Annotated in this window: 25 protein-coding genes and 1 tRNA gene; 17 read left to right on the top strand and 9 right to left on the bottom strand. The window is 36.2% G+C overall.

What is annotated here, in order from left to right:
• Window positions 1-1030 (top strand): cysteine synthase family protein (locus QXQ25_05745; GenBank protein MEM0161204.1); only part of this gene is annotated, 1030 nt, incomplete at its 5' end.
• Between the two features lie 132 nt (window positions 1031-1162).
• Here the strand turns inward: QXQ25_05745 and QXQ25_05740 are convergent.
• Window positions 1163-2371: a M20 family metallo-hydrolase gene (locus QXQ25_05740; protein ID MEM0161203.1), complete on the bottom strand. Its 1209-nt coding sequence runs from the start codon at window positions 2369-2371 to the stop codon at window positions 1163-1165.
• Between the two features lie 435 nt (window positions 2372-2806).
• On the opposite strand from QXQ25_05740, the gene QXQ25_05735 reads away from it, so the two are divergent.
• On the top strand, window positions 2807-3817 hold the full coding sequence (locus tag QXQ25_05735) for an NMD3-related protein (protein ID MEM0161202.1): 1011 nt from the start codon (window positions 2807-2809) through the stop codon (window positions 3815-3817).
• Between the two features lie 7 nt (window positions 3818-3824).
• Complete coding sequence (locus QXQ25_05730) at window positions 3825-4184, top strand: NUDIX domain-containing protein (protein ID MEM0161201.1); 360 nt, start codon at window positions 3825-3827, stop codon at window positions 4182-4184.
• Here the strand turns inward: QXQ25_05730 and yjjX are convergent.
• A complete protein-coding gene (gene yjjX, locus QXQ25_05725; GenBank protein MEM0161200.1) occupies window positions 4153-5121 on the bottom strand; it encodes an inosine/xanthosine triphosphatase in 969 nt (322 codons plus the stop codon). The genes QXQ25_05730 and yjjX overlap by 32 nt on opposite strands.
• 8 nt (window positions 5122-5129) lie before the next feature.
• Window positions 5130-5315, bottom strand: a complete 186-nt coding sequence (locus QXQ25_05720) for a DUF2116 family Zn-ribbon domain-containing protein (protein MEM0161199.1) — start codon at window positions 5313-5315, stop codon at window positions 5130-5132.
• 125 nt (window positions 5316-5440) lie between these two features.
• Here QXQ25_05720 and QXQ25_05715 point away from each other — a divergent pair, with 125 nt between their 5' ends.
• Window positions 5441-5737: a metal-sulfur cluster assembly factor gene (locus QXQ25_05715; protein ID MEM0161198.1), complete on the top strand. Its 297-nt coding sequence runs from the start codon at window positions 5441-5443 to the stop codon at window positions 5735-5737.
• On the opposite strand, the gene QXQ25_05710 is transcribed toward QXQ25_05715, so the two are convergent.
• Window positions 5734-6135, bottom strand: coding sequence for an archease (locus tag QXQ25_05710; GenBank protein MEM0161197.1), 402 nt, complete (start codon window positions 6133-6135; stop codon window positions 5734-5736). The genes QXQ25_05715 and QXQ25_05710 overlap by 4 nt on opposite strands.
• An 81-nt stretch (window positions 6136-6216) precedes the next feature.
• On the opposite strand from QXQ25_05710, the gene QXQ25_05705 reads away from it, so the two are divergent.
• From QXQ25_05705 to QXQ25_05680, 6 genes are all read left to right on the top strand, one after another.
• Window positions 6217-7491 carry a nodulation protein NfeD gene (locus QXQ25_05705; protein ID MEM0161196.1) on the top strand — a complete coding sequence of 425 codons (1275 nt, stop codon included), beginning with the start codon at window positions 6217-6219 and terminating at the stop codon, window positions 7489-7491.
• Between the two features lie 3 nt (window positions 7492-7494).
• The gene (locus QXQ25_05700; GenBank protein MEM0161195.1) at window positions 7495-7785 is read left to right on the top strand and encodes an NfeD family protein; all 291 of its coding nucleotides are present in this window, start codon (window positions 7495-7497) and stop codon (window positions 7783-7785) included.
• A gap of 40 nt (window positions 7786-7825) precedes the next feature.
• Window positions 7826-8692, top strand: a complete 867-nt coding sequence (locus tag QXQ25_05695; GenBank protein MEM0161194.1) for an SPFH domain-containing protein — start codon at window positions 7826-7828, stop codon at window positions 8690-8692.
• A 539-nt stretch (window positions 8693-9231) separates the two neighbouring features.
• A complete protein-coding gene (locus QXQ25_05690) occupies window positions 9232-9600 on the top strand; it encodes a heavy metal-binding domain-containing protein (GenBank protein ID MEM0161193.1) in 369 nt (122 codons plus the stop codon).
• A 179-nt stretch (window positions 9601-9779) separates the two neighbouring features.
• The gene (locus QXQ25_05685; protein ID MEM0161192.1) at window positions 9780-10703 is read left to right on the top strand and encodes an ABC transporter ATP-binding protein; all 924 of its coding nucleotides are present in this window, start codon (window positions 9780-9782) and stop codon (window positions 10701-10703) included.
• Between the two features lie 4 nt (window positions 10704-10707).
• Window positions 10708-11445: an ABC transporter permease subunit gene (locus tag QXQ25_05680; GenBank protein MEM0161191.1), complete on the top strand. Its 738-nt coding sequence runs from the start codon at window positions 10708-10710 to the stop codon at window positions 11443-11445.
• A 2-nt stretch (window positions 11446-11447) separates the two neighbouring features.
• Here QXQ25_05680 and QXQ25_05675 read toward each other — a convergent pair whose 3' ends face one another.
• Window positions 11448-12128, bottom strand: a complete 681-nt coding sequence (locus QXQ25_05675) for a peroxiredoxin (protein ID MEM0161190.1) — start codon at window positions 12126-12128, stop codon at window positions 11448-11450.
• Between the two features lie 121 nt (window positions 12129-12249).
• Between QXQ25_05675 and QXQ25_05670 the strand changes: the two genes are divergently transcribed.
• Entirely contained in the window at window positions 12250-13077 is an 828-nt protein-coding gene (locus QXQ25_05670; GenBank protein ID MEM0161189.1) for an NAD(P)H-binding protein, read from the top strand.
• Between the two features lie 43 nt (window positions 13078-13120).
• On the opposite strand, the gene QXQ25_05665 is transcribed toward QXQ25_05670, so the two are convergent.
• Window positions 13121-13193: transfer RNA gene (locus tag QXQ25_05665), tRNA-Gly, on the bottom strand.
• A gap of 257 nt (window positions 13194-13450) precedes the next feature.
• Here QXQ25_05665 and sufC point away from each other — a divergent pair.
• The 6 genes from sufC to QXQ25_05635 are packed head-to-tail and all read left to right on the top strand — an operon-like array spanning window position 13451 to window position 19130.
• Entirely contained in the window at window positions 13451-14197 is a 747-nt protein-coding gene (gene sufC, locus QXQ25_05660) for a Fe-S cluster assembly ATPase SufC (protein ID MEM0161188.1), read from the top strand.
• A gap of 11 nt (window positions 14198-14208) precedes the next feature.
• Window positions 14209-15612 carry a Fe-S cluster assembly protein SufB gene (gene sufB / locus QXQ25_05655; GenBank protein ID MEM0161187.1) on the top strand — a complete coding sequence of 468 codons (1404 nt, stop codon included), beginning with the start codon at window positions 14209-14211 and terminating at the stop codon, window positions 15610-15612.
• Window positions 15609-16820 carry a SufD family Fe-S cluster assembly protein gene (locus tag QXQ25_05650; protein ID MEM0161186.1) on the top strand — a complete coding sequence of 404 codons (1212 nt, stop codon included), beginning with the start codon at window positions 15609-15611 and terminating at the stop codon, window positions 16818-16820. The genes sufB and QXQ25_05650 overlap by 4 nt, the downstream gene beginning before the upstream one ends.
• 1 nt (window position 16821) lies before the next feature.
• Window positions 16822-18096 carry a cysteine desulfurase gene (locus QXQ25_05645; protein MEM0161185.1) on the top strand — a complete coding sequence of 425 codons (1275 nt, stop codon included), beginning with the start codon at window positions 16822-16824 and terminating at the stop codon, window positions 18094-18096.
• Window positions 18097-18102: 6 nt separating this feature from the next.
• Entirely contained in the window at window positions 18103-18477 is a 375-nt protein-coding gene (locus QXQ25_05640; GenBank protein MEM0161184.1) for an SUF system NifU family Fe-S cluster assembly protein, read from the top strand.
• Window positions 18474-19130, top strand: a complete 657-nt coding sequence (locus QXQ25_05635) for a helix-hairpin-helix domain-containing protein (protein MEM0161183.1) — start codon at window positions 18474-18476, stop codon at window positions 19128-19130. The genes QXQ25_05640 and QXQ25_05635 overlap by 4 nt, the downstream gene beginning before the upstream one ends.
• Before the next feature lie 5 nt (window positions 19131-19135).
• On the opposite strand, the gene QXQ25_05630 is transcribed toward QXQ25_05635, so the two are convergent.
• The 3 genes from QXQ25_05630 to QXQ25_05620 all read right to left on the bottom strand — a co-directional run.
• Window positions 19136-20284: a peptidase U34 gene (locus QXQ25_05630; protein ID MEM0161182.1), complete on the bottom strand. Its 1149-nt coding sequence runs from the start codon at window positions 20282-20284 to the stop codon at window positions 19136-19138.
• 36 nt (window positions 20285-20320) lie between these two features.
• On the bottom strand, window positions 20321-21331 hold the full coding sequence (locus QXQ25_05625; protein ID MEM0161181.1) for an amidohydrolase family protein: 1011 nt from the start codon (window positions 21329-21331) through the stop codon (window positions 20321-20323).
• Window positions 21328-22060 (bottom strand): ATPase domain-containing protein (locus QXQ25_05620; GenBank protein ID MEM0161180.1); only part of this gene is annotated, 733 nt, incomplete at its 5' end. The genes QXQ25_05620 and QXQ25_05625, both read right to left, overlap by 4 nt.

Here is a 22060-nt window from a genome sequence, read left to right as displayed (position 1 = left end):
TAATAGAGCTTTTGAAGATATTAAGGAAACGATAGGCAGAACTCCTCTTGTAAAATTAAATTTGATAAGAAATGAGCATGGTCTTAATGCGACAATATATGGAAAATGCGATTTTTTGAATCCTTCTGGTAGCCTGAAAGATAGAGTATATTATAGGATGATTACTGAAGCGATAAAGAGGAGCGATCTTAAACCTAACATGGAAATTATAGAAGTAAGTACAGGAAATGCAGGCATAGCTTGTACATGGATCGGTACTAGTCTAGGGTACAAGGTAACGATTGTAATGCCTGCCGGCATGAGTAACGAACGAAAAAAAATGATTAGATCCTTGGGCGGAGAGATTATAGAAACTGAAGGTGCAGAGAGTGATGTAGATCTATCCTATGAACTGGTTAAAAAGATGGTAAAAGAAAACCCGGAAAAGTATTGGTTTCCAGATCAATATACTAATCAAGATGCTATTTTGGCACATTATTTTACCACGGGAGCTGAGATATGGGAGCAAACAGAAGGAAAAGTAGATTGTTTTGTAATAACTCAAGGAACTGGAGGAACTCTAACAGGCGTTGGTAGATATTTGAGAGAAAGGAACAGGCACGTAAAATTATATGCGGTTGAGCCCGAAGAAGCACCTTTACTTTCCAAGAGAAAATGGGGATCTCACAAAATAGAGGGCATTGGTGATGGATTTGTTCCTAGAAATTTAGATCTTTCATTGCTTGATGGCGTTGTGACAGTAAGTTCGGATGAATCAATCTATTGGGCAAAACAGTTAATGCTAAAAGAAAAAATTCAGGCTGGTATATCATCAGGTGCAAATCTAGCCGCAGCAATAAAAGTCTCTAAGATACACACTGAATTAAAAAATATGGTAATTATGATCAATGATACAGCAACCAGATATTTTTCAACAGAGTTATTTGACATTCAAAAGCAGGTGCAAATACCGGAGAGAGAGCATCCGATGGATGACTATACAAAAGAACAGTTAAATAAATATCAGCCATCATGGGAAATTATTGAATAATTACTTCACTGTACCAAAGTTATCAATTCTAATATTTTCTATGCGTAGTCTATCTTGATTTCCAAGAGTCAACCGTTATTTAAGTTAACTGCACTGGCAATTTATAGATATATGAAAGTGAATTTTTATATGTTACAGCATTAATTTATTTAATGTATTTTTAAGCACTTTAAGACCAGAAATCAGATCACTATCTCTTGAATATTCCTCTTTTGTATGGCTCCTTCCATTATGTGATGGGATCATGATCATTGCGGTTCTTGTAATTTTATTCATATACATTGCATCATGTGTTGGCCAACTATATATAAATTTATATTTTAAGTTTAGTTGTTTGCATACTTTCTCTATTGTTTTAGTTAGCTCCTGATCAAATAGAGTAGTATCCAGCCTCCATGCTACTTCATGTGTTAGATTTAACCCATTTTCTGAGGCAATTTGCTCGGCCATATCTTTTGCAATTTTAGAATGTTGATATGCTAGTTTTTTGTCAGGGCTTCTTATATCCAAAGTTAATTGAACGCTGCCAGGTATTACATTATAGACATTTGGTAAATTTTTTATATCACCGACAGTCATTACTAAATTTGGAGCTATTTTTCTTGCTAACTCATATATTTGAAAAATGAATTTAGAAGCTCCTACAAGTGCATCTTTTCTCATGTTCATTGGTGTGGGCCCAGCCTGATTTGATTCTCCTGCAAAAGTGTAATTTTCAACAATGTCTGTAACTATTCCAACCGGTATTCCGATTATATATCCCTCTTTTTCAAGAATAGGCCCTTGTTCTATATGCGGCTCAATATAATATTCTGGTTTTAAATATTTAATTCTATTTTCGCTGGATCCATAGTATCTCGTTTTTTTTAATACAGCTCCAAATCTCCTGTTATTTTTGTCAGTTCTAGAATAAACAAAATCTTGATCAAAGACTCCGGTAGCCAGTCCAGATCCAAGAAGATCTGGTTGCCATCTTGCTCCTTCCTCATTTGTAAAATCTATTACCATTATTTTTTTGTTTAGATCACTTTTTGAAAATACCTTTAGCATTTGTAGCCCTGAAACTACACCATAAGTGCCGTCAAATCTTCCACCATTAGGTACAGAATCCATGTGTGAACCAATTGCGATCATACCATTTTTCTCGTTACCTATAGAGCCATATATATTTCCGGCATCATCCATATTTATCTCTGCGTCAATTTTGCTTAACTGTAATATCAATTCATCTCTTGCTTTAATATCATATTCGTTTAAAGCAAGCCTGTTTAAACCTTCGTTTTCAAACCATCCAATTCTCGAAATTTTATCAAAATTATTCAGAAAATCTTTATCAGACATATAGAATTCAATAGAATCTCTAATATTTAATATTTCTGTGTATAACTGTACCAGAAATAAACTGTTTTTATGCCCATCGCATTCAGAATCTCTCTTAATCGATCATCTGTTATGCCTATTTTTATGAGCTTTTCTATATACGGCTATAAATCCTTATCAGTAAGCTCTGTTTTAGCATTAGGTGTTTTGCCTATCCTATATATTTAGCAACAACCTTGCCATCTACTCTTTTAACGTCTCAAAGTTCGTAACACTCTTTTCTCGATTTTATTTTTTTCGTACAGTGCAGTATCTAAATTGCAAAAAATCAGTGAAAATTCCAATGTTCTATTTCTGCCATATATCTCAATATTTTATATATTGAATAGATAAAACATCCTGCATTTTCAATACAGAAATATTAAATAGACAAAAGTCATTTTAAATTGATAACGTATGAAGTGTATAATATGTGGCATTAATGACTCAAAATACGAGAATTTATGTGTATCCTGTTTCTTAAAAAATACAAAATTTATAGAACTTGCAGAAAGCATCGATTTAACTGTATGCCCTCATTGTGGTGCAATAAAAATTAAGAAAGAATGGATATATAATAAAACTTTAGAGAGCGTGCTATCAGAGTATCTGCTAAACAGTGCAAAAAAATATCATGAGTATGATAGTGCCAGCATAAAATTAAGCATTTCCAAAAATTTAGATCTGATACGCAGTGATGTAACTATACACTATAAAGATCTTGAAAAGCTTGAAAAATTCGAGACCAAGCTTCAAATCTTAAAAAACAGCTGTCCTGTATGCAATAAAATATTGGGAGACTACTTTGAGTCTATATTGCAGATCAGGTCAGACAGGGATGTTTCAGAATCTGAGAAAAACGAGATTATCGAATTTGTGTATAGAGAGGTGAGGGCTCAGAACAACCCGAACATATTTATAATGAAATATGAAGAGATGCATACAGGCCTGGATTTTTATCTATCTAGCAATCATTTTGCGCGTATTTTAGTTAAAGAGATCCAAGATCTATACAGTGGCACAATTAAAGAGTCTCCGCATCTGTATGGTCGAAAAGAGGGAGAGGATCTGTACCGCATTACTTATATGATCAGGCTTCCTGAATACAGGGCTGGTGATTTTATTAAAAACAAGGATAAACAATACAGAATATTAAATTTAAATGCTAAAGGCTTGAAAGTTATTGACCTAAACAGTGGCGAGATTAAGGCGATTTCTCAAAAAAGTTATATTGATCAGGGTTACAAGCTGTTTGCAAAACGAGAAGATGTGCTGGATGCGATACTAATCTACGCATCTGGAAACGAATTGCAGATTATGGATCAACAGAACAGGTTATATGAACTGAAAGCCCCAAAATATAAGGTTGGCAAAGATTTAAAGATCATTAAAGATAATGAAAATGTATATATAGTGCCAGGAGCGTGATAAAGATATGAATGTAATCTTAGTACCAGTTACATATAAAGGGTATGTTCTTGTTTACAATACCCGCAAGAATGGGTGGGAGTTTCCTGGTGGAAAGATTGAAGAAGGAGAAGATGCCGTGAAGGCAGTGTTGAGAGAATCCAGTGAAGAGGCTGGTTTGACTATTGAAAACTTAAAATTTGTAAAAGCGTTCAAGAACAATTATGTATTTGTGGCAAAAGCGACGGTATTAAAGGGTGGAGAGTTCAAGGCTGAGATTTTTGGAACCCTGCCATTTGATCTGGTTTATGACCGCAATGAATATTTACAGATACTTAAAGAGGCAAAAGAGAAGCTCAATGATAATAATATACCCAGCTTAATCTAGGGATCATGGCCATAATGATAGCCTGTTCTACAAGGTCTGATCTTGTTATCATGTTCTGGCTGAAAAACCCTGCCATTCCTGCAGATCTGCCAATATTTTTGACATTTGTGTATTTTTCCAGCGCAGAATATATATCTGATTCACTTTTTAATATTTCAATAAGCTCTTTGGGATAAGCAAAGCCACTGCTATGTCCATAAGTCATGGTGCCATACTTGTCTAAAATTGCCGCATAATGCACATCAAAATAATAATTTAACTGATTGTTCCACAGTAGTCCAGCCTCAATGCCAACTCCATAATCTGCATCTTTAATACACTTTTTAGCACGATTAATAGCACCTTTCAAAGTGTCTGAGTTAAAAGGCTGTGCAGATGTGCCAGAATTCACCATTACGCCAGTAACATCATAATTTTTGAATATTGAAGAAAATACTTTTTTCGTAGCCTCTATTTTTATGTTGTTTTGAGAGCCCACATTGATCTTGATAGTTGTAAGTCTTGTTCCGTTGTTGTCGATCTCACCTTTCAATATTCTGGTAGAAGAAATGGGCATCAGGTCTTCAGCCATTATATAATCCACAGTAACGATGTTTAAAGGTTTTAGATTTTTATTTGCTCTGATTTTATTGATTTCAATTGCAGTTTTATATGTTTCCCTGCTTACCACGATCACATCAAAATCAGAGCTTATAGAAGCTCCATATTTATCATTTATGGGCACTATCACATACTTTTTTCCATATTTTTCAACCACTTGCTTTAACGCACTTTCACGATCTTCATAAGAAAGTATATTCAATATCTTGTGATCTCTAACATACAGGTCTGAAGTTAATCCGATAAACACAAAATCTCCAATTTCAAATGCCTTATCTAGAAGTTTCATATGCCCTTTATGAATCTGCGAAAAAGTTCCTCCTAGAACTACCTTCATGATCAGACCTATCTATATTCGAGCACCAGGAATATGAGCAGGATAGCTATCAATATAAATTCCAGGTAGAACATATTCCTTCTATGTTTTAGCCTTTGACTCCATTCATCTTCACATTTTTTACTGCAGAACTTTTGATCTGGCGGAATAGAAATACCGCAATTTAAGCAATGTTTATGATCTGGAATATCCATAAATATATCCTCAAAGAGTAGATATACAGATTCTCTATTTATATCTTCGCGTATTTGATTGGCATAAATATTTGTTTTATACAGACACAAAAGTATTTAATACCAAATCTTAATTTCATATAATCATGGTAAACAAAGAAGATGTATTAAACGCATTACGAAACGTGATAGACCCAGAGATAGGACTTGATGTTGTGAATCTTGGCTTGATATACGATCTAAAAGTGGAAAATGACAATGTTTTTGTGAAAATGACTATGACCGTTGTAGGATGTCCGCTTACGTCATGGATAATTACAGATGCAGAAAACAAGATTCGTGAAATACCGAATGTAAAAGATGTAAAGGTAGAGCTTGTATGGGATCCGCCATGGTCTGTAGAGAGGATCAGTGATGAGGCTCGAAAAATGCTAGGGCTCTAAATGTCAAACAATATTTTTATTTCATTATTTAACAGGTCTACATTTAGCATATGATATGTAACTGCTTTAATCTCTAGTTTAGATCCATGCTTTTTTCGATCATATTTCTCACCGGTTAACTCAGCTTTCAGTTCTGTTTTTTGCAAGGTTGTTTTAACGTTGCAGGGAACAAAATGGTTGGCATCAAACTGGTATATTAACTCAGATAAAAAATCAACAACAAGCGCATCGATGTTATCGTAATTTATGCTTATGTCAATCTTGTATTTTGGCTCTACCGCTTTAATATCAAGTATAAGGTCAAACATTGCCACTGCAAGCTCATCTAATGTATGTGCAAATGTGTCTGCCTTGGCAATTAACCCTATATCTGCGGTATGTTCTATTATCTGATGCATTTTAATCTATTAAATTCAAATTTACATATAAATCTTTTTGACAATTTTTATTAATGTGTAGTTATTAATGTATCACATAGAATGAAAGCTTGGATTATCATAATTTTAATATTAAGCGTGGTATTATTCTCAGAAATAGGGGCAGCGACACAGAATAATAGCGTATTAGTATTAAACTTAAATATGGGGATAGATCCCGGATCGGACAGTTTTATTAATAGTGGCCTACAATATGCTGAGGCCGACGGGTATCATACGGTAATAATACAGATGAATACACCGGGTGGTTTACTTTCATCAATGTTAGACATAGTCTATAATATACAGAAGGCAGAGCAGGATGGCATACATGTCTATACATACGTACCGCCCGGTGGTTTAGCTGCTTCTGCAGGCAGCTATATTGCAATGGCCACAGATGGAATTTACATGGCAAATGGCACAGAGATTGGCCCTTCGACGCCTATCGTTGTGGGCGGAACTCAGTTAGAGCAGAACCATACAGAAAATGCGATGCTGGCACTAATGCAGAGTTTAGCAGAAGCTCAAAACAGAAATATAACAGCAGTATCCACAATGGTATTGAACAATACCGCCTACAGCTCACAACAAGCATATAAAATCAATGTTATTACTGGCATTGCAAACAGTATGGCACAGGTGCTGGTTGACATAAACATGCCAAACGCCTCATTAATTTATCAAAATCCTTCACTTTACAACCAGTTTTTGAGCTTTATCAGCAATGCAACTGTTGATGGTATATTTATATTGATAGGGATAGTTGCAATTTTATTAGATATATTTCATGCTTCTATAATTCTAAGCGTATTAGGTGTAATTATGATCGCGATTGGCCTTGTGGGTGCGCAATTGATCGGAGCATCAGACCTGGCAATCGTGCTTTTTGTTATAGCGGCAGTAATGATGATCCTAGAAGTGAAAACAGGGCATGGCTTTTTACTTATTGGTGGTATATTGACCGGCATATTTGCAACATGGTTACTTGTGTATCAAGTTCCATATTCTCCAAATCCATTTGGGCCTTTGCAGTGGTTTACAATGGTTATAGTGTTAACGTTCGGGATCATTGTTGCAATCTACCTGAACAAAATACGAATTGCAATACAGAAAAAACCGGAAACAGGGTGGGAACATATAAAAACAGATATAGGCACGGTCACTAAAGATCTTAATCCCGAGGGAGAGGTAAGAGTTGAGGGCATAATATGGAGAGCAAGATCTAAGAATGGAGAGCAGATAAAAGAGGGCGAAAAAATAAAAATCGTGGACAGGCAAGGGTTGACATTAATTGTCGAAAAAGATCAAAATTCAAAAAAGTTAGAGGAGCGTTGAACGATGGATCTAGATTTAATATTGACTATAATAATCTTGATTGTTATAATATTGATTATTGTATGGTACTTTGTTCGAATTTTTTCGTTAATAATAAAGAAACCGGAAACAGGGTGGGAACATATAAAAACAGATATAGGCACTGTCACTAAAGATCTTAATCCCGAGGGCGAGATAAGAGTTGAGGGCATAATATGGAGAGCAAGGTCTAAGAATGGAGAGCAGATAAAAGAGGGCGAGAGGGTAAGAGTTGTTAGTAGAGATGGAATGACGCTGATTGTTGAAAAACCTTAAATATGAAGATAAGAATAAGAGAAAGAGGTGAAAAATAGATATGGATATAGGTACAATAGTAGGATTAGCTATCATAGTTTTGATCATTGCTATATTCTTTTTGTCTGGAATAAGAATATACAGAGAATGGGAACGAGCACCATATTTACAGCTTGGTAGATTCAGAGGATTTAAAGGGCCGGGCATAGTATATATCATGCCAATCATATCAAAAGTGCCGTTTGTAGTCTCCACGCGATTGCAGACTCAAGCCTTTAAATCTGAACAGACGCTGACCAAAGATAACGTTCCAGTAAGTATCGATGCAATCATGTATTTTCAGCCATTTGACTTACAGAAAGTGGTGTTAAATGTTGAAAACTATATATTATCCACGCAGTTAGCAGCGCAGACTACAATAAGAGAGGTTGTAGGTGGAGTTACTCTGGATGAACTTCTTGCAGAAAGAGAAAAGATAGGATCACAAGCAAGAAATATCATAGATCAGAAAACAGAATCTTGGGGAATCAAAGTCACATCTGTAGAGATAAGAGATGTAATAATCCCGACTGCTTTGCAAGAAGCGATGTCCAGGCAGGCTGCGGCTGAGAGAGAGCGCAGGGCGAGAGTAACATTGGCCATGGCAGAGTACGAGGCTGCAAATAAGATGATTGAAGCTGCGGCTCTGTACGAAAAGAGCGATTATGGATTACAGTTAAGGTGGATGAACATATTATATGAGCTTGGTTTACAGGGACGTGGTACTTTAATGTTGATACCCACAAATCTGATGTCTGCAGGCCCTAACTTGGCATCGATAGGGTTAGTAGGCTTAAATGAGGCGTTGGCAGAAAAAACTAAAAAGCCAGAAATGCCAGATAAAGAGGCTTTAAATAACACAGGCTTAGATCAGAAAAAAAATCTATAATCTTTTCTTTTTTTAATTATTTTTTATGATTCTACAATATTTAACTGTAAATTCTTGTGCACATAGGGCTTTGTCAAATATTCGTTGACACGATCTGATTAGCGATCATCTGCTTCACATCTTTTTACTATTTTATCACTTTACCTGATTGCCATTTTTCTATATCAAGAAGGGATCATGTTAGCCTATCTCCATTGCTATGTTTATTAACGTGTTTACGACTTTGTCAATTATCAAGCCACATTCTTCACAGATCATAGTTATGCCATGCACTTTTCAAGTCAGTTACCTACTTATTAAACATTCTCTGCCTGCATTTATTTTCTCGATAATACTATTATAGACGCACTTTTTTTAATTTTAGGCAAATTCATATATTTGCTATGATCTTTTTCATATTTTATTCTCCTGTTGATATCTATTTTTGAGATAGTGTTGCAAAAAAATAGGTGGTTAAGAAAATTTACTATTTCCACGACGTTTTCTCTAAGAAAAATTAATATATTTGATATATATCACGTATATCATAGGTAACAAATATGGCAGATGAAAAAGAGATTGTAATGGTTACAGTGAATTATGTTCCTGGAAAAAAGATAACTCAGGTTATAGGTCCCATATGGGGAATAACTGTAAGAAGTAGAGGGCTCGGGCAGAACATAGCAGCATACTTTCGATCCTGGGCGGGTGGCGAAATAGGGTTATACACAAAAATGCTTTCAGATGCTAGAAAAACTGCCATGGACAGGCTTAGAGAATCTGCAAAAGAGCTTGGAGCAAATGCTGTTATCGAGATCAGGTTTGACACCTCTGAAATTAGCAAGGTTATGAACGAAGTTGTTGCATATGGAACAGCAGTAATAGCTGAGACCATTTCTAATCCAGCAGAAATGGTATCTCTGTCTTGAGTTCTTAAATACAGTATATTTTCAAAAGTGAAATGAGAAAGAAGGCTAATATCATTGTTCAGCATCTTATTCTGATCAAGGTTTATTAGTAACAATAGTAGTTACTAAATTAACGGCAAAAATATAATAATGTTTTAGACATTACATAGTTTATATCATTCAGAAAAAAAGGTGTGATAATGGAAAAAATGATCGATGTTCATAATCTGACCATGAAATTCGGAGACATTACTGCTGTTGATGATCTTACGTTCTATGTAGAAAAGGGAGAGGTTTTTGGTCTGCTTGGTCCGAATGGAGCCGGTAAAACCACAACAGTAAGATTGCTTTGTTGCTTACTATCTCCCACAAGCGGGTCTGCAACGGTAGGAGATTATAATATTACAAATAAAAACGATGCAATGAAAATAAGGAAGATGATTGGGTTAGTTCCCGACAATGTAGGTCTTTATGAAACGCTTAGTGCATATGCGAACCTTGAGTTCTTTGGAAGGATGTATGAAACTCCTGAACAGCTTATAAAGGAGAACATAGAGAAATATCTAAAAATGCTGGATTTATGGGACAAAAAAAACAATGCAATCGGCACTTTTTCCAAAGGAATGAAACAAAAGGTTGCTCTTGCGAGAGCATTGATTCATGATCCAGAAGTACTTTTACTGGACGAACCCACTGCAAACCTTGATCCTGAGGCTGCTAAGGCCATCCGAGATATTATACTTGATCTCAAGAAAGAAAATAGAACAATTCTTCTTAACACGCATAATCTAGATGAAGCTCAGCGTATATGTAATAGAATTGGAGTATTAAAAACAAAGCTGATAGCGGCTGATACACCGCAGAATCTTGAGCGAGCTTTATCTGGAAGGCAGACCGTCATTCTGCTAGAAGAGGTAACTGATAAGATACTAAGTGCTGTCAAAGCAGCAAATCCTAAGAATGTTGAAAAAGACGGAAACAGATTAATAATTGAGATGAACAATCCTGAGAAAGAGACGCCTGCTATGATAAACGCAATTGTTTCTGCGGGGGGAAAGATCAAATCAGTCAATGAGACTGGTGCAACACTGGAAGATGTGTATCTTAAACTGGTGAGGGAGTGAAAACATGAGATTATGGAAATCATGGATCGTTGCAAAGAAAGATCTGGCTATCTTGAGAAAGAGAAAATCCTTGATTACTTTAATAGTGGCTTTGCCGCTAGCTATAGGAATAGGCCTTCCAGTTCTCACGGATTATTTAATTATCAGAAAGCATATTTCTGGGTCTTTTGTAGCAGAGCTTCTTTCTTCATTCGCATTTTTTTTCATGATCATATCCGCTGTGCTTCCCCTCTACCTATCTTCTTACAGCATCGTAGGAGAGAAAATAGAGAAGAGTCTAGAACCTTTGCTTGCCACTCCTACCTCCGATGGTGAGATTTTGATGGGTAAGTATATCAGTGCATTTCTGCCAATGATTCTCTCAATCTACGTGGGTACAATTGTATTTATGGCACTATCAGATCTTCTGACATACAATAAGTTAGGCTATCTGTTTTATCCAAACTGGGCATTTGCAGTCGTAATGTTTATAGGTGTTCCTCTTTCCATTATATATGGTGTTAGTTTTGGCGTGTTTGTGTCTGCCAAAGTAAACAGTGCACAAACTGCATATCAGATGGGAGCTGCATCTTTAATTCCTTTTTATGTTTTATATGTGATGGGTGAGATCAATCTAGTATCGCTCACAAGCACTACCAATCTCTTGATAATTTCTGCAGGGCTCTTAATTGCTGTAATAGTTTTGTACTTTCTCAGCAAGACAACATTCAATAGAGAAAAAATATTAACAGAGTGGAAATAACCTTATTTTTTAGCTTTTTTCTTTTCTTTAAGATCTTCCGGCAAGTCTCTGTATGTAAGCCACCATGCATATCCCTTAAACTCTTTGAGTCTTGCCTTTGCGTCTTTTACTGTTTTAGGTGCAGAATTCAGAGCTTTATTTCCAATCAGCTCGTTATCTGGCCAGTTGGCAGGCATGGCCACCTTGTACTTATCGCTAGTCTGCAGCGCTTTTATCGCCCTTAAAAGTTCATTAACGTTTCTGCCGATCTCTAACGGATAATACATTATGAGCCTGACAGTCGAATTGGGATCCACTATAAACACAGCCCTGACTGCGGCTGTAGAAGATTCTGCGTGCAGCATTCCAAGTTTTCTTGCAACTGCACCCATGGGATCTGCTATTATCGGAAATGGTACTGTAATCTTTAGATTCTCTTCAATCCAATTCACCCATTCAATATGACTTATGTTACTGTCTACTGATAATCCTATCATCTCAACGCCCAGGCTTTTAAAGTCATCGAACCTTTTTGAAAAAGAGTAAAACTCGGTTGTGCATACTGGCGTAAAATCACCCGGGTGACTGAAAATCATAAACCATTTTCCAGAAAAATCATCCGGTAGCTTTATAGATCCAAACGTTGTATTGACCTGAAGATCGGGAAATCTTTCGCCTATAAGAGGCATCTTATTTTCATCCATTTTGATCACCAGATATTCATTCTTTTATCAATATTTAAACTTTGTTCAAAATCATCTTTATATTTTAAACAAAATTTTATATTATGGATCAATTTACTTTATACTGAAAACGTGATAAAATATGGATAAGAAAAGCATTTTAATTGTAGGCGGTGGCGGGTTTATAGGCTCTAATATATCAGAAATACTAGCACAATCGCATGATGTGAGGTACCTGGCTAGGCATAGATCTGAATTACTGGACAAACTGAACATCAGCTATATACCCGGGGATATAACAAAGCCAGAAACTTTAAGTAGTGTACCTAAATTTGATATTATCATAGATTTAGTGGCAGTGATAAAAAACACAAAAGCCCAGACACACTATGATGTGAATGTCAAAGGGGTAACAAATCTTGTAGCTCTAGCTAAAAGATTTAATGCCAAGTTTGTCTATTTTTCTGCTATCAATGCCGATATAGGCAAAACCGAATATTTTCAGACAAAGCATAGAGCAGAAGAATTGGTAAAAGAATCTGGATTAGAATATCTGATAATTAGGCCTTCGGTAGTGGTCAGCAATAATGATTTTTTTGTTACTAACGTCAAAAAAGTATCAAGATATGGCATATCAATAAATTCAGGATTGTTGTGCCCTGTTTACGTTAAGGATCTAGCAAAGATTGTTTCGATGGCAATATTTAAAGAATCAAACAAGATATTAGAAATATCAGGTCCAGAAAAACTAAATTTTACAGACATGGTCAATATCCTAAGATCAAAAAGAGGATTGAAAAATGCGAGAGTTTTGTCTAATGGACTGGTGAGGTTCACAGTTCCAATATTATCTGCATTTAACATAATAACAAAAGAGCAATACGCGATGATAACGTTAAATTTTTGTAGAGACAATGAAATATGGAGCAGATACGGTGTAGTGCCAAAAAAGTTTAATGAAATTCTATAACATTAACTTTCCAATGCTGTAAAATAAAGCATTTTTTATTTAATGCGGGCGCCGGGATTCGGACCCGGGGCGGAACCGTGGCAGGGTTCTGTGTTACCAAGCTACACCACACCCGCAGTTGATAAGGCTGTTTTGATATATGTCTGCCATAACAATTTCACAGCATTATCATTGCCAATATTTACTGAATTTTATAGCAGTATCTCTCTTATAGCAAAACTCTATTTAAACATTTTTATTGCCTGGAGTATGTATATTTCATCTCTAAAGATTTTTGTTTAAAGATTTATTTCAATTCTATAAAAGTTTGCTGTTTGCTTAAAACAACTACAAAATATTAAAATAGCAATTGTGATTTTGCTATTTGATAAATATGATTAGCTTGAAGATAGAAGATATTCATGCAGAAATAGAGAACAAAGAAATTTTAAGAGGTGTAAATTTAGAGATTCGGCAGGGGGAGATTCATGCGTTGATGGGCCCGAATGGCAGTGGCAAAACTACACTTGCTCATATAATATTCGGAGATAAAAAATATAAAATTACAAAGGGAAGAATTTTGCTAGATGATGAAGATATTACGAACTTGCCCACAGAAGAACGTGCGAAAAAAGGATTGTTTTTAACGTTTCAGGCCCCGATCTCACTTCCCGGAGTCAAGCTTTTTACACTGATCAGATCTGCATATTTAGCTGAGCACCCTACTGAAAATATTAATTTTAAAGATTTCATAACAAAAGTGCAGGAAAAATCAAAAGTGTTAAGTCTTGATCCATCATTTCTGGGAAGAAATACAAATGAAGGTTTTTCTGGCGGAGAGCGAAAAAAATCGGAAATTTTGCAGATGGCTACATTACTTCCGAAAATAGCGGTTGTTGATGAAATTGATTCTGGGCTTGATGTAGATGCCCTAGAAACGGTTGCAAATTCACTGAACAGCATAATTACAGGCTCTGACTCTATGGGAGCATTGATAATAACACATTATCAGCGCATACTTAAGTATCTAAAACCACATTATGTTCATGTATTATACAATGGCAAAATTCTAAGATCCGGAGATTATAGTCTGGCCATGCAAATTGAAGAAAAAGGCTATGACTGGATAAGAAATATGTAAGGGCGAATAATATGAAAGATAAGATAATAGAGCGCGATGAGCAAAAATACAATTTTGTAACGCCCCAAAAATATGAGTTTGTTACAGAAAAAGGATTGAGCAAAAAGGTAGTGGAAGAGATCTCGGAGGTTAAGAAAGAACCAGACTGGATGCGCAGATTAAGATTAAAGTCATTAGAGATATTTCTTGAAGCTCCTATGCCAAACTGGGGTCCTGATTTAAGAGAACTAAACTTTGATGATATCACCTATTATTTACGGCCAGAATCTATAAAGACTAGAAGCTGGAATGATGTACCTAAGGACATAAAAGACACATTTGAAGCTCTTGGCGTTCCTGAAATGGAGCGCAAGTATCTTGCAGGCTCTGTTGCACAGTTTGAATCTGAAGGAGTGTATGCAAACATAAAGAAAGAGCTTGATGCAAAAGGTGTGATATTCTCAGATCTGGATACTGCTTTGAAGGAGCATCCGGACATTGTAAAAGAGTATTTTATGAAAGCAGTGCCTATGCGAGACAACAAATTTTCTGCATTGCATGGTGCAGTCTGGAGCGGTGGCAGCTTTGTTTATGTGCCTGCAGGAGTAAAACTGGACCTGCCTTTAATGACTTATTTCAGAATGAACTCTGCGCAAGAAGGGCAATTTGAACATACCTTAATCATAGCAGAAAAAGACAGTGCGGTCAGTTATATTGAGGGGTGTACTGCGCCAGTTTACAATCTCAGTTCTTTGCACAGTGCAGTGGTAGAGATCTATGTTAAAGAAAAGGCCAAAGTAAGATACACAACTGTTCAAAACTGGAGCAAGGATATTTACAATTTAAATACAAAACGGGCATGGGTCGATCGAGATGGAAAGATGGAGTGGGTAGGGGGCAGCCTTGGTTCTAAAGTAACAATGCTATATCCATCCAGTTATCTAAGAGGTGAACGAGCAACAGCATCGCATCTGAACATCGTATTGAGCTCAGGCAATACTTGGAAAGATGGTGGTGCAAAAGTGTTGCATCTGGCACCTAACACTTCTTCGAAGGTCATATCAAAAAGCATCAGCATGGATGGTGGTGTATCTGTTTACAGAGGTTTGTTGAGGATCTCAAAAGGTGCATATAACTCAAAATCGCATGTACAGTGTGATGCGCTAATTCTAGATGACCGTTCTAAATCCATCACCTATCCTCACAATGAAGTTTATGAAGATTCTGCTACTGTTGCGCATGAAGCCAGCGTTGGCAAGATCGGTGAAGAAGAGCTGTTTTATATGCAGACCCGAGGTCTGAAAGAGGATGAGGCAAGGTCTATGATCGTACTTGGGTTTTTGGATGATGTAATGAAAGAAATACCTCTTGAATTTTCGCTGGAGCTAAACAGGCTTATCAAGTTAGAAATGAGCAAGTTGGGGGCGGTCGGATGATCTCTGATGATGACCTTATAAACATTTCAAATTCGAATAATGAACCAGGCTGGTTTTTAGATCTGAGACTTAAAAATCTAGAACTTTTTCATTTTTTTCAGTCTAGGAAGATTGCAGATTCACCAGTTGAAAAAAATTATTTTGACAAAGATAAATACATTCAAAATTTGCTTGATAATTTTTCTAATAAACAAAAAACAAAGGGATTGTTCGAGTATAAAAACAACAGAGTATGTTTTGATCTATCGCAAAAAAAAGATTTAGATATCCATCTAAATCTTGACGGAGTAGAAATAATAGATATAAATGATGCTATAAAGAAATATCCAGAGCTCATTAAAGATGCTATGAGTCATGCTTCTGATGAATATACTGCCTTGAAAAATGCGGTTTGGGGCACTGGATTGTTTGTGCATGTCCCGAAAAATAAGATAATAAAGAACATAAGCCTGAACACGATCTTTGGAACTGGTAAAACTATAAAAAACGACATATTTTACATTGAAGAAAACAGTGATGTTCAGCTTATAAACTATACGAACATAAAAGAGTCTGGCCAATATTTGGATGGTGCTACATATATAATCAACAACAATGCAAAGCTAAAATCATTGTATTTAGGAGACGGTGCATCGCACAGCCTAATGTCTGTCAAAGAATCAATATTAAATAAAGATGCTAAAGAAGAATGGTACTATGCTCTTAAGAACTTTGAGTATCATCTTATGGATTCCAAGAGCATATATATAGGGCAATCCAGTTCTGCAAAAGTTGTTGGTGCGGCAATCGGAAAAAACAAGCAAGTATATGAGAGCATTACAGATGCGCTTCATACAGCTCCAGATACTACCAGCTTTTCAAATATCAAGGTTGCATTGTTAGATTATTCAAGGGCTATAATGCGCGGCAACATAAAGATTGAGAAAGATGCAACGAGAAGCAATGCATTTTATGAAGGCAATGCACTGTTGTTAAACAGAGGCACAAACAGCATAACACTGCCATTTTTGGAAATAGACGGCTCTGGCTCTGTAGCCAGGCATGCGGCCACTTCCACAAATGTAGATCCCGATCACATTTTTTATTTGTTAACGAGAGGTCTCGATGAGATCAGTGCCAAAAAGATACTTGTTGATGGATTTTTGGATGAGGTAGTGAGACAGATATTGATAACTGAGGGCACTAGATTTTTGAATATAGGTGAGTGATATGATTGATACACAAAAAATAAAGCAGGATTTTCCAATTTTGCAAAGAATTATAAATGGAAAGAAACTTACTTACTTAGATAGCACAGCAACAACCCAGAAACCGAATAGTGTAATAGATGCAATTTCTGATTATTATCGAAATTACAATGCCAATGTACACAGAGCCATTTACAATATTGGAGAAGTGGCTACTGAAAAATATGAAGCTGCAAGAGCGAAGGTTGCGGATTTTATAAAAGCGCGCAGGCCGGAAGAGATCATATTTGTAAGAAACGCTACTGAGGCTTTGAACCTGCTTGCTTACGTTTACGGCTTTAATTATCTGAAAGAAGGCGATGAAGTCATTACGACAGTGATGGAACATCATTCAAACATAGTTCCATGGCAGATCTGGTCCAAAAAAGGGTTGAAGCTCAAGTTTGTAGACATTAATGATGACGGGACACTAAAAATGGAAGATTATGAAAAGCTTATTACTGACCGAACCAAAATAATCACGGTTGCGCATGCCTCTAATGTTCTGGGCACAATCAATGACATCAAGAAAATCGGAAAAATAGCGCATGACCACAATGCCCTGTTTATAGTTGATGCTGCACAATCAGTACCTCATATGCCAGTAAATGTTCAGGACCTGAACTGTGATTTTCTGGCATTTTCCGGGCACAAGATGCTTGGTCCTATGGGGATCGGAGTGCTTTATGGAAAATATGACATTCTAGAAAATCTAGAACCGTTTATGGGCGGTGGCGAGATGATTAATGAAGTGCATAAAGAAGGTGCAACATGGGCAGAAACACCACAGAAATTTGAGGCAGGAACTCCAAACGTTGCAGGTGCTATAGGATTAAGTGCAGCTATAGACTATCTGAATAATATAGGTATGCAGAATGTAAGAGATCATGAAAAAGAGCTGGTATCCTATGCTTTGAACCGATTGAAAGAGAGAAAAGACCTGGATATATACGGACCGTCAGATGCTGAAAAAAAAGGAGGCGTGATTGCTTTTAATTTTAAAAACATCAATCCTGAAAGTCTTGCCACCAACATGCAGAGGCAGGGAATAATGATACATTCTCATGATGTTGCATCGATTCTTGACCGGTCAGGAGTGGCAGTTAGATCCGGGCACCATTGTGCGCAGCCGCTTATGGATCGACTTGGCATAGTAGCTACTGCGAGAGCGAGTTTTTATGTGTACAATGATAAGGATGATATAGAGACATTTATAGATGGCTTGGATAACATTTATAAAATATTAAAGATTAAGTGATTTAATATGGATGAAAACTTATATTTAGATTTTATACTAGAACATTACAAAAACCCGAGAAACTTCGGGACTATAGAGCATGCGCAGGTAGACGAAAAAGGCAGCAATTCTTCCTGTGGCGATGAGATAGAACTGTTTTTGAAAATAAATAATAATGTAGTGGAAGATGTGAAATTTTACGGAAAAGGATGTGCGATAAGCCAGGCATCTGCATCTATATTGACAGAGCTTATAAAAGGCAAGACAATTGAAGAGCTAAATAATTTTAAGAGTGAAGATCTATTGAAAGAGCTAGGCATTACACTCACGCCGGTTCGTTTAAAATGCGCATTGTTATCTTATGAAGTTTTGAAAAGAGGCCTGGAAAAATACAGAAAATGAAAGCGCATATAGATTACAGAGAATCTGAATTTTCGCTAAAACTTGGAAAAATATTTGAAAATATATCGCTTGAAAACCTTGATATTTCAGATATCTGTATGGAATTTGATGAGTACTGTATTATTATAGAAAGAAAAGAGTACACTGATTATATCAATTCTGTAAAAAATGGGCATCTATGGGATCAGCTTGCAAGAATGTACGCATTTAACACTATTTTTAAAAAGCCAATAAAAAGAAAGGTGCTGATAATCAACAACTATAATTCTGAGGCTGAAGGGCTACAAAGTGCCAGTATTGCAGGCTCTTTTCTTGAGGTAAGGTATGTTTACAACATTGATCTGTTTGTAACTTTGTCCGATAATGCGTTTATAGAACTGATCAGGATCTTTAAAGATAGAGAAGAATCCGGAAAAAATGATAAGGCCCCGGTGCAGAAATGGGAGCATTCATTGAAAAAGAGCATGGACGAAAGAGACTGGAAAATATATGTACTTTCAAGTTTGCCATATGTGGGCACTGAGACCGCCACAAAATTGCTGGATCATTTTAAGAGCATAGAGAACATTTCAAAGGCGAGTGTTATAGATCTGAAGAAAGTGAAAGGAATAGGCACAAACAAAGCCCGCAAGATTTATGAGATACTGCATTGAAAGTGCTATAACAATGTTTTCAGTGCATTCAGATGTTTTTCATCGACCATTCTGACCTCTTCATAGATTTTGTCAATATACGATTTTTCTATTTTTCCACTGCTGTTTATTTTGTCACTGAGATCCTTCACAAGTTCGTTAATTTGTGTTTGTGAACTTACAGTTTCAGCCATTGCTTTGCTGTAATTGATTTTTGTCGTGTTTGCCAGAATTCTGTGCAGCTTTTCAGCATTTTCCCAGTACTCTTTATTGTACGCTACATTTTCAAATCCAAGAAATAATGGCTTGTATAGTGAAATGCACGGATTTGAAGAGTAAGTAAACCATAACAGCGTAAATTTAGAGCCGAGTTCAACAATCATTGAGTTTACAGTTTGATATCTTCTTGTTAGAGAACCTGCATGCATGCAAATATCTCTATTCGATCCTTTTTTTGGTAAAAATTCAGGCTCATTGTGCATTCTCATTATTTTCATGATCTCTTCTATCGTCACGTTTCCTTCTGAAGAGTTAAGCATTTTCCTTGTAATGTCTGCTCTTTCACGTCCTCTTCCAAAATAAGTATATAAAAAATCAGGTCTGAGCTCAAAGTTTTCTTTTTTATTAATAGCTGCTCTGTTTGAGATCGAGCCAAAGCTTTCAACTTTTGCAGATTGCCACATTTTTCCATAGGTTTCCAATATATATGCTTCTTGTTTATCTGCTATCATAAACGAATTGTCATAATACTCATCTTTATTTAAGCTGTTAGATCCACCCTGCCCATATTCTTCTATGTACCGAATTATTATTTTTAACGTCTCTTCTGCAGTCTTACCTTTTTCCAGTCCCAAACGCAATAGATCCATGCCAAGCAACCCTTTTTTTTCAAACTTTCGCTTTGTGAACAGAGCTTCGTTACCAATTGCCACACCATATTCATTGACTCCCATCTCTGCACCCCACATCCAGTAAGGTCTAGAGATCACAATAGCGTTGCTTTCACCTTCAAAAGCAACATCAATATATGTGCATTTAACTATTTTATCTCTTATAATCCTTGGATAATATTCTACAAGCTGTATTTCATCAGGCTCTCTGTCACTGTTCTTTGCAAAATAGGTAACATTCTTATTGGCATTGTTCTGATTCATAGATACTAATGTATCACACATACTATTTGCAAACAGTTGGTGCGATTTATAGTTTTCTCAAAATAGCGTAAACGGTTCTAAAAATGGATCAGAGACAATCTTATAAGGACTGGATTTGAAAAACATGCCTGAAACTTTTTTGCCTACTTCCAGCGGATTTTGTTTCAGGATCTTTAATGCGTTTACCGTGCTCATTTTCAGGATCTCGATGGGGTCTATGTGACCATAGAGATTGGATATACGATATAAATACTCCATTTCAGATCTTATAGAAGGTGCTGTGAACATGCCATTATCCGTTCCTATCGCCACATTTATCCTGTAATTTAACAATCGTGATATATGTGGTACTGTACTGAACTGACTATTGGATTTGGGCGTGACAACAATAGATACGTTTTCCTCTCTTACTCGCTCTAGATCTGAGTCTGTGGCTTTTAGCATGTGCACTAAAAATGTAGGTTTTAAATCTAATATAAAATCTATGTCTTCTCTTATTCTTTCGCTGGCATGTATCGCAAAAATCTTGTTTTTATCTGAGACTTTTTTTCTGATTTTTAAAATTATATCTTTAGGATAATCTGATATTGAGCTAAGCCCGATTCCTGCAGAGTTATCTAACAACGCATCTATTTCTTTTGCATTGAATTCATCGTTTTTTGCGGGCCTGGATAATATCAAGCAATTCAGCGTGTCCGGTAAAACTTCTTTTAATAACTCGATCCCGTAAATACCCTGCTCTCTAAAATCCAAAAAAGTAGAAACATGCTCTTTAGCCATGATCTTTAGGTTATTCACTATTTCAATTTGTTGTCTCTTCTTGTTTACATGTTCCAGCGCTCTCGCTTTTAATCCACCTGGACCAACTATATCAGATATAGATCCTACCGGTTCTTCCATAATGAAAGAATCTCCAAGATGCGTATGCATGTTTATAAAATAGGGTAAAAAAACACCATTTAAAGCATCTGACTTTTTAGGAGTGAGGTCAATAACCGTTTCATTCTCAATCTCTACCGTACCTTGTATTACTTTGTCATTCCATAATATAATGCCACTGAATTTCATATTCTTACGCTTACGCCTTCCTCGTTAATTAGTAGTTCATGTGGCTTAAAATCAAAGGTTGTACCTCTCATTTTCAGAATCTGCAATGTTCTATAATAGGCATTTTTGCGAACCTCTTTATTTAAAATTATAAATCCGTCTGATAAAAGCAATTCTGCGCTAAGATCCTCCACATTGCTGTCAACTGTCAGAATGGTTGTAACTTTTTTTTCGATAAAAAAGCGAACAAGCTGATGAATTGCCAGATTTTTGCGCTCTTCTTCAATACCATATTTTCTGAGTATAGTTAATGAATCTAATACGATTCTATCATATTTATTAGTATCGAACTCTTTAGCCAATTTCATAATTATAGACTCTATCGTTAACTCTCCTTTTTCTGCGCCCTCTTTCATTTTACTGACTTTACTAATCTCTCCCTTCGCAGTAATATCGTGAACAGGGTAGCCAACAGTATAAAGGGAATGCGCGGGAACTGCATCCATCAGGCTCATATTGTTCAGCGACCACTTGAATGAACGCGTGACATTCGGTAAAAATACCGAAGGCGGTCTGTCTACGGCTATGTACATGCATTTTTCCCCGTTTCTTAACCCTTCCCACAAAAACCTGAGCCCTAATACTGTCTTCCCCGTGCCAGTACCACCTGACAAAAAGTAAACTCTACCTGGAATTAGACCCCCATCCATCATTTTATCTAGCCCTTCTATTCCGTATTTCACTCTTTTC

This window comes from Thermoplasmata archaeon (genome assembly GCA_038729465.1).
In the GTDB taxonomy this organism is placed as follows: domain Archaea; phylum Thermoplasmatota; class Thermoplasmata; order Thermoplasmatales; family ARK-15; genus JAVRLB01.
The sequence above is the reverse complement of the archived record's forward strand: the minus strand, read 5'-3'. Positions and strand labels throughout refer to the sequence as shown.

What these genes read in the sequence shown, in the direction of transcription:
- QXQ25_05720 (MEM0161199.1), bottom strand. Translation starts at nt 5,315, where the DNA reads ATGGATATTCCAGATCATAAACATTGCTTAAATTGCGGTATTTCTATT.
- QXQ25_05625 (MEM0161181.1), bottom strand. Translation starts at nt 21,331, where the DNA reads ATGAAATTCAGTGGCATTATATTATGGAATGACAAAGTAATACAAGGT.
- QXQ25_05680 (MEM0161191.1), top strand. Translation starts at nt 10,708, where the DNA reads ATGAGATTATGGAAATCATGGATCGTTGCAAAGAAAGATCTGGCTATC.
- QXQ25_05630 (MEM0161182.1), bottom strand. Translation starts at nt 20,284, where the DNA reads ATGTGTGATACATTAGTATCTATGAATCAGAACAATGCCAATAAGAAT.
- QXQ25_05700 (MEM0161195.1), top strand. Translation starts at nt 7,495, where the DNA reads ATGGATCTAGATTTAATATTGACTATAATAATCTTGATTGTTATAATA.
- QXQ25_05675 (MEM0161190.1), bottom strand. Translation starts at nt 12,128, where the DNA reads ATGGATGAAAATAAGATGCCTCTTATAGGCGAAAGATTTCCCGATCTT.
- QXQ25_05710 (MEM0161197.1), bottom strand. Translation starts at nt 6,135, where the DNA reads ATGCATCAGATAATAGAACATACCGCAGATATAGGGTTAATTGCCAAG.
- QXQ25_05670 (MEM0161189.1), top strand. Translation starts at nt 12,250, where the DNA reads ATGGATAAGAAAAGCATTTTAATTGTAGGCGGTGGCGGGTTTATAGGC.
- QXQ25_05730 (MEM0161201.1), top strand. Translation starts at nt 3,825, where the DNA reads ATGAATGTAATCTTAGTACCAGTTACATATAAAGGGTATGTTCTTGTT.
- QXQ25_05715 (MEM0161198.1), top strand. Translation starts at nt 5,441, where the DNA reads ATGGTAAACAAAGAAGATGTATTAAACGCATTACGAAACGTGATAGAC.
- QXQ25_05690 (MEM0161193.1), top strand. Translation starts at nt 9,232, where the DNA reads ATGGCAGATGAAAAAGAGATTGTAATGGTTACAGTGAATTATGTTCCT.
- sufC (MEM0161188.1), top strand. Translation starts at nt 13,451, where the DNA reads ATGATTAGCTTGAAGATAGAAGATATTCATGCAGAAATAGAGAACAAA.
- QXQ25_05735 (MEM0161202.1), top strand. Translation starts at nt 2,807, where the DNA reads ATGAAGTGTATAATATGTGGCATTAATGACTCAAAATACGAGAATTTA.
- QXQ25_05645 (MEM0161185.1), top strand. Translation starts at nt 16,822, where the DNA reads ATGATTGATACACAAAAAATAAAGCAGGATTTTCCAATTTTGCAAAGA.
- QXQ25_05640 (MEM0161184.1), top strand. Translation starts at nt 18,103, where the DNA reads ATGGATGAAAACTTATATTTAGATTTTATACTAGAACATTACAAAAAC.
- yjjX (MEM0161200.1), bottom strand. Translation starts at nt 5,121, where the DNA reads ATGAAGGTAGTTCTAGGAGGAACTTTTTCGCAGATTCATAAAGGGCAT.
- QXQ25_05705 (MEM0161196.1), top strand. Translation starts at nt 6,217, where the DNA reads ATGAAAGCTTGGATTATCATAATTTTAATATTAAGCGTGGTATTATTC.
- QXQ25_05635 (MEM0161183.1), top strand. Translation starts at nt 18,474, where the DNA reads ATGAAAGCGCATATAGATTACAGAGAATCTGAATTTTCGCTAAAACTT.
- QXQ25_05740 (MEM0161203.1), bottom strand. Translation starts at nt 2,371, where the DNA reads ATGTCTGATAAAGATTTTCTGAATAATTTTGATAAAATTTCGAGAATT.
- QXQ25_05685 (MEM0161192.1), top strand. Translation starts at nt 9,780, where the DNA reads ATGGAAAAAATGATCGATGTTCATAATCTGACCATGAAATTCGGAGAC.
- QXQ25_05650 (MEM0161186.1), top strand. Translation starts at nt 15,609, where the DNA reads ATGATCTCTGATGATGACCTTATAAACATTTCAAATTCGAATAATGAA.
- QXQ25_05695 (MEM0161194.1), top strand. Translation starts at nt 7,826, where the DNA reads ATGGATATAGGTACAATAGTAGGATTAGCTATCATAGTTTTGATCATT.
- sufB (MEM0161187.1), top strand. Translation starts at nt 14,209, where the DNA reads ATGAAAGATAAGATAATAGAGCGCGATGAGCAAAAATACAATTTTGTA.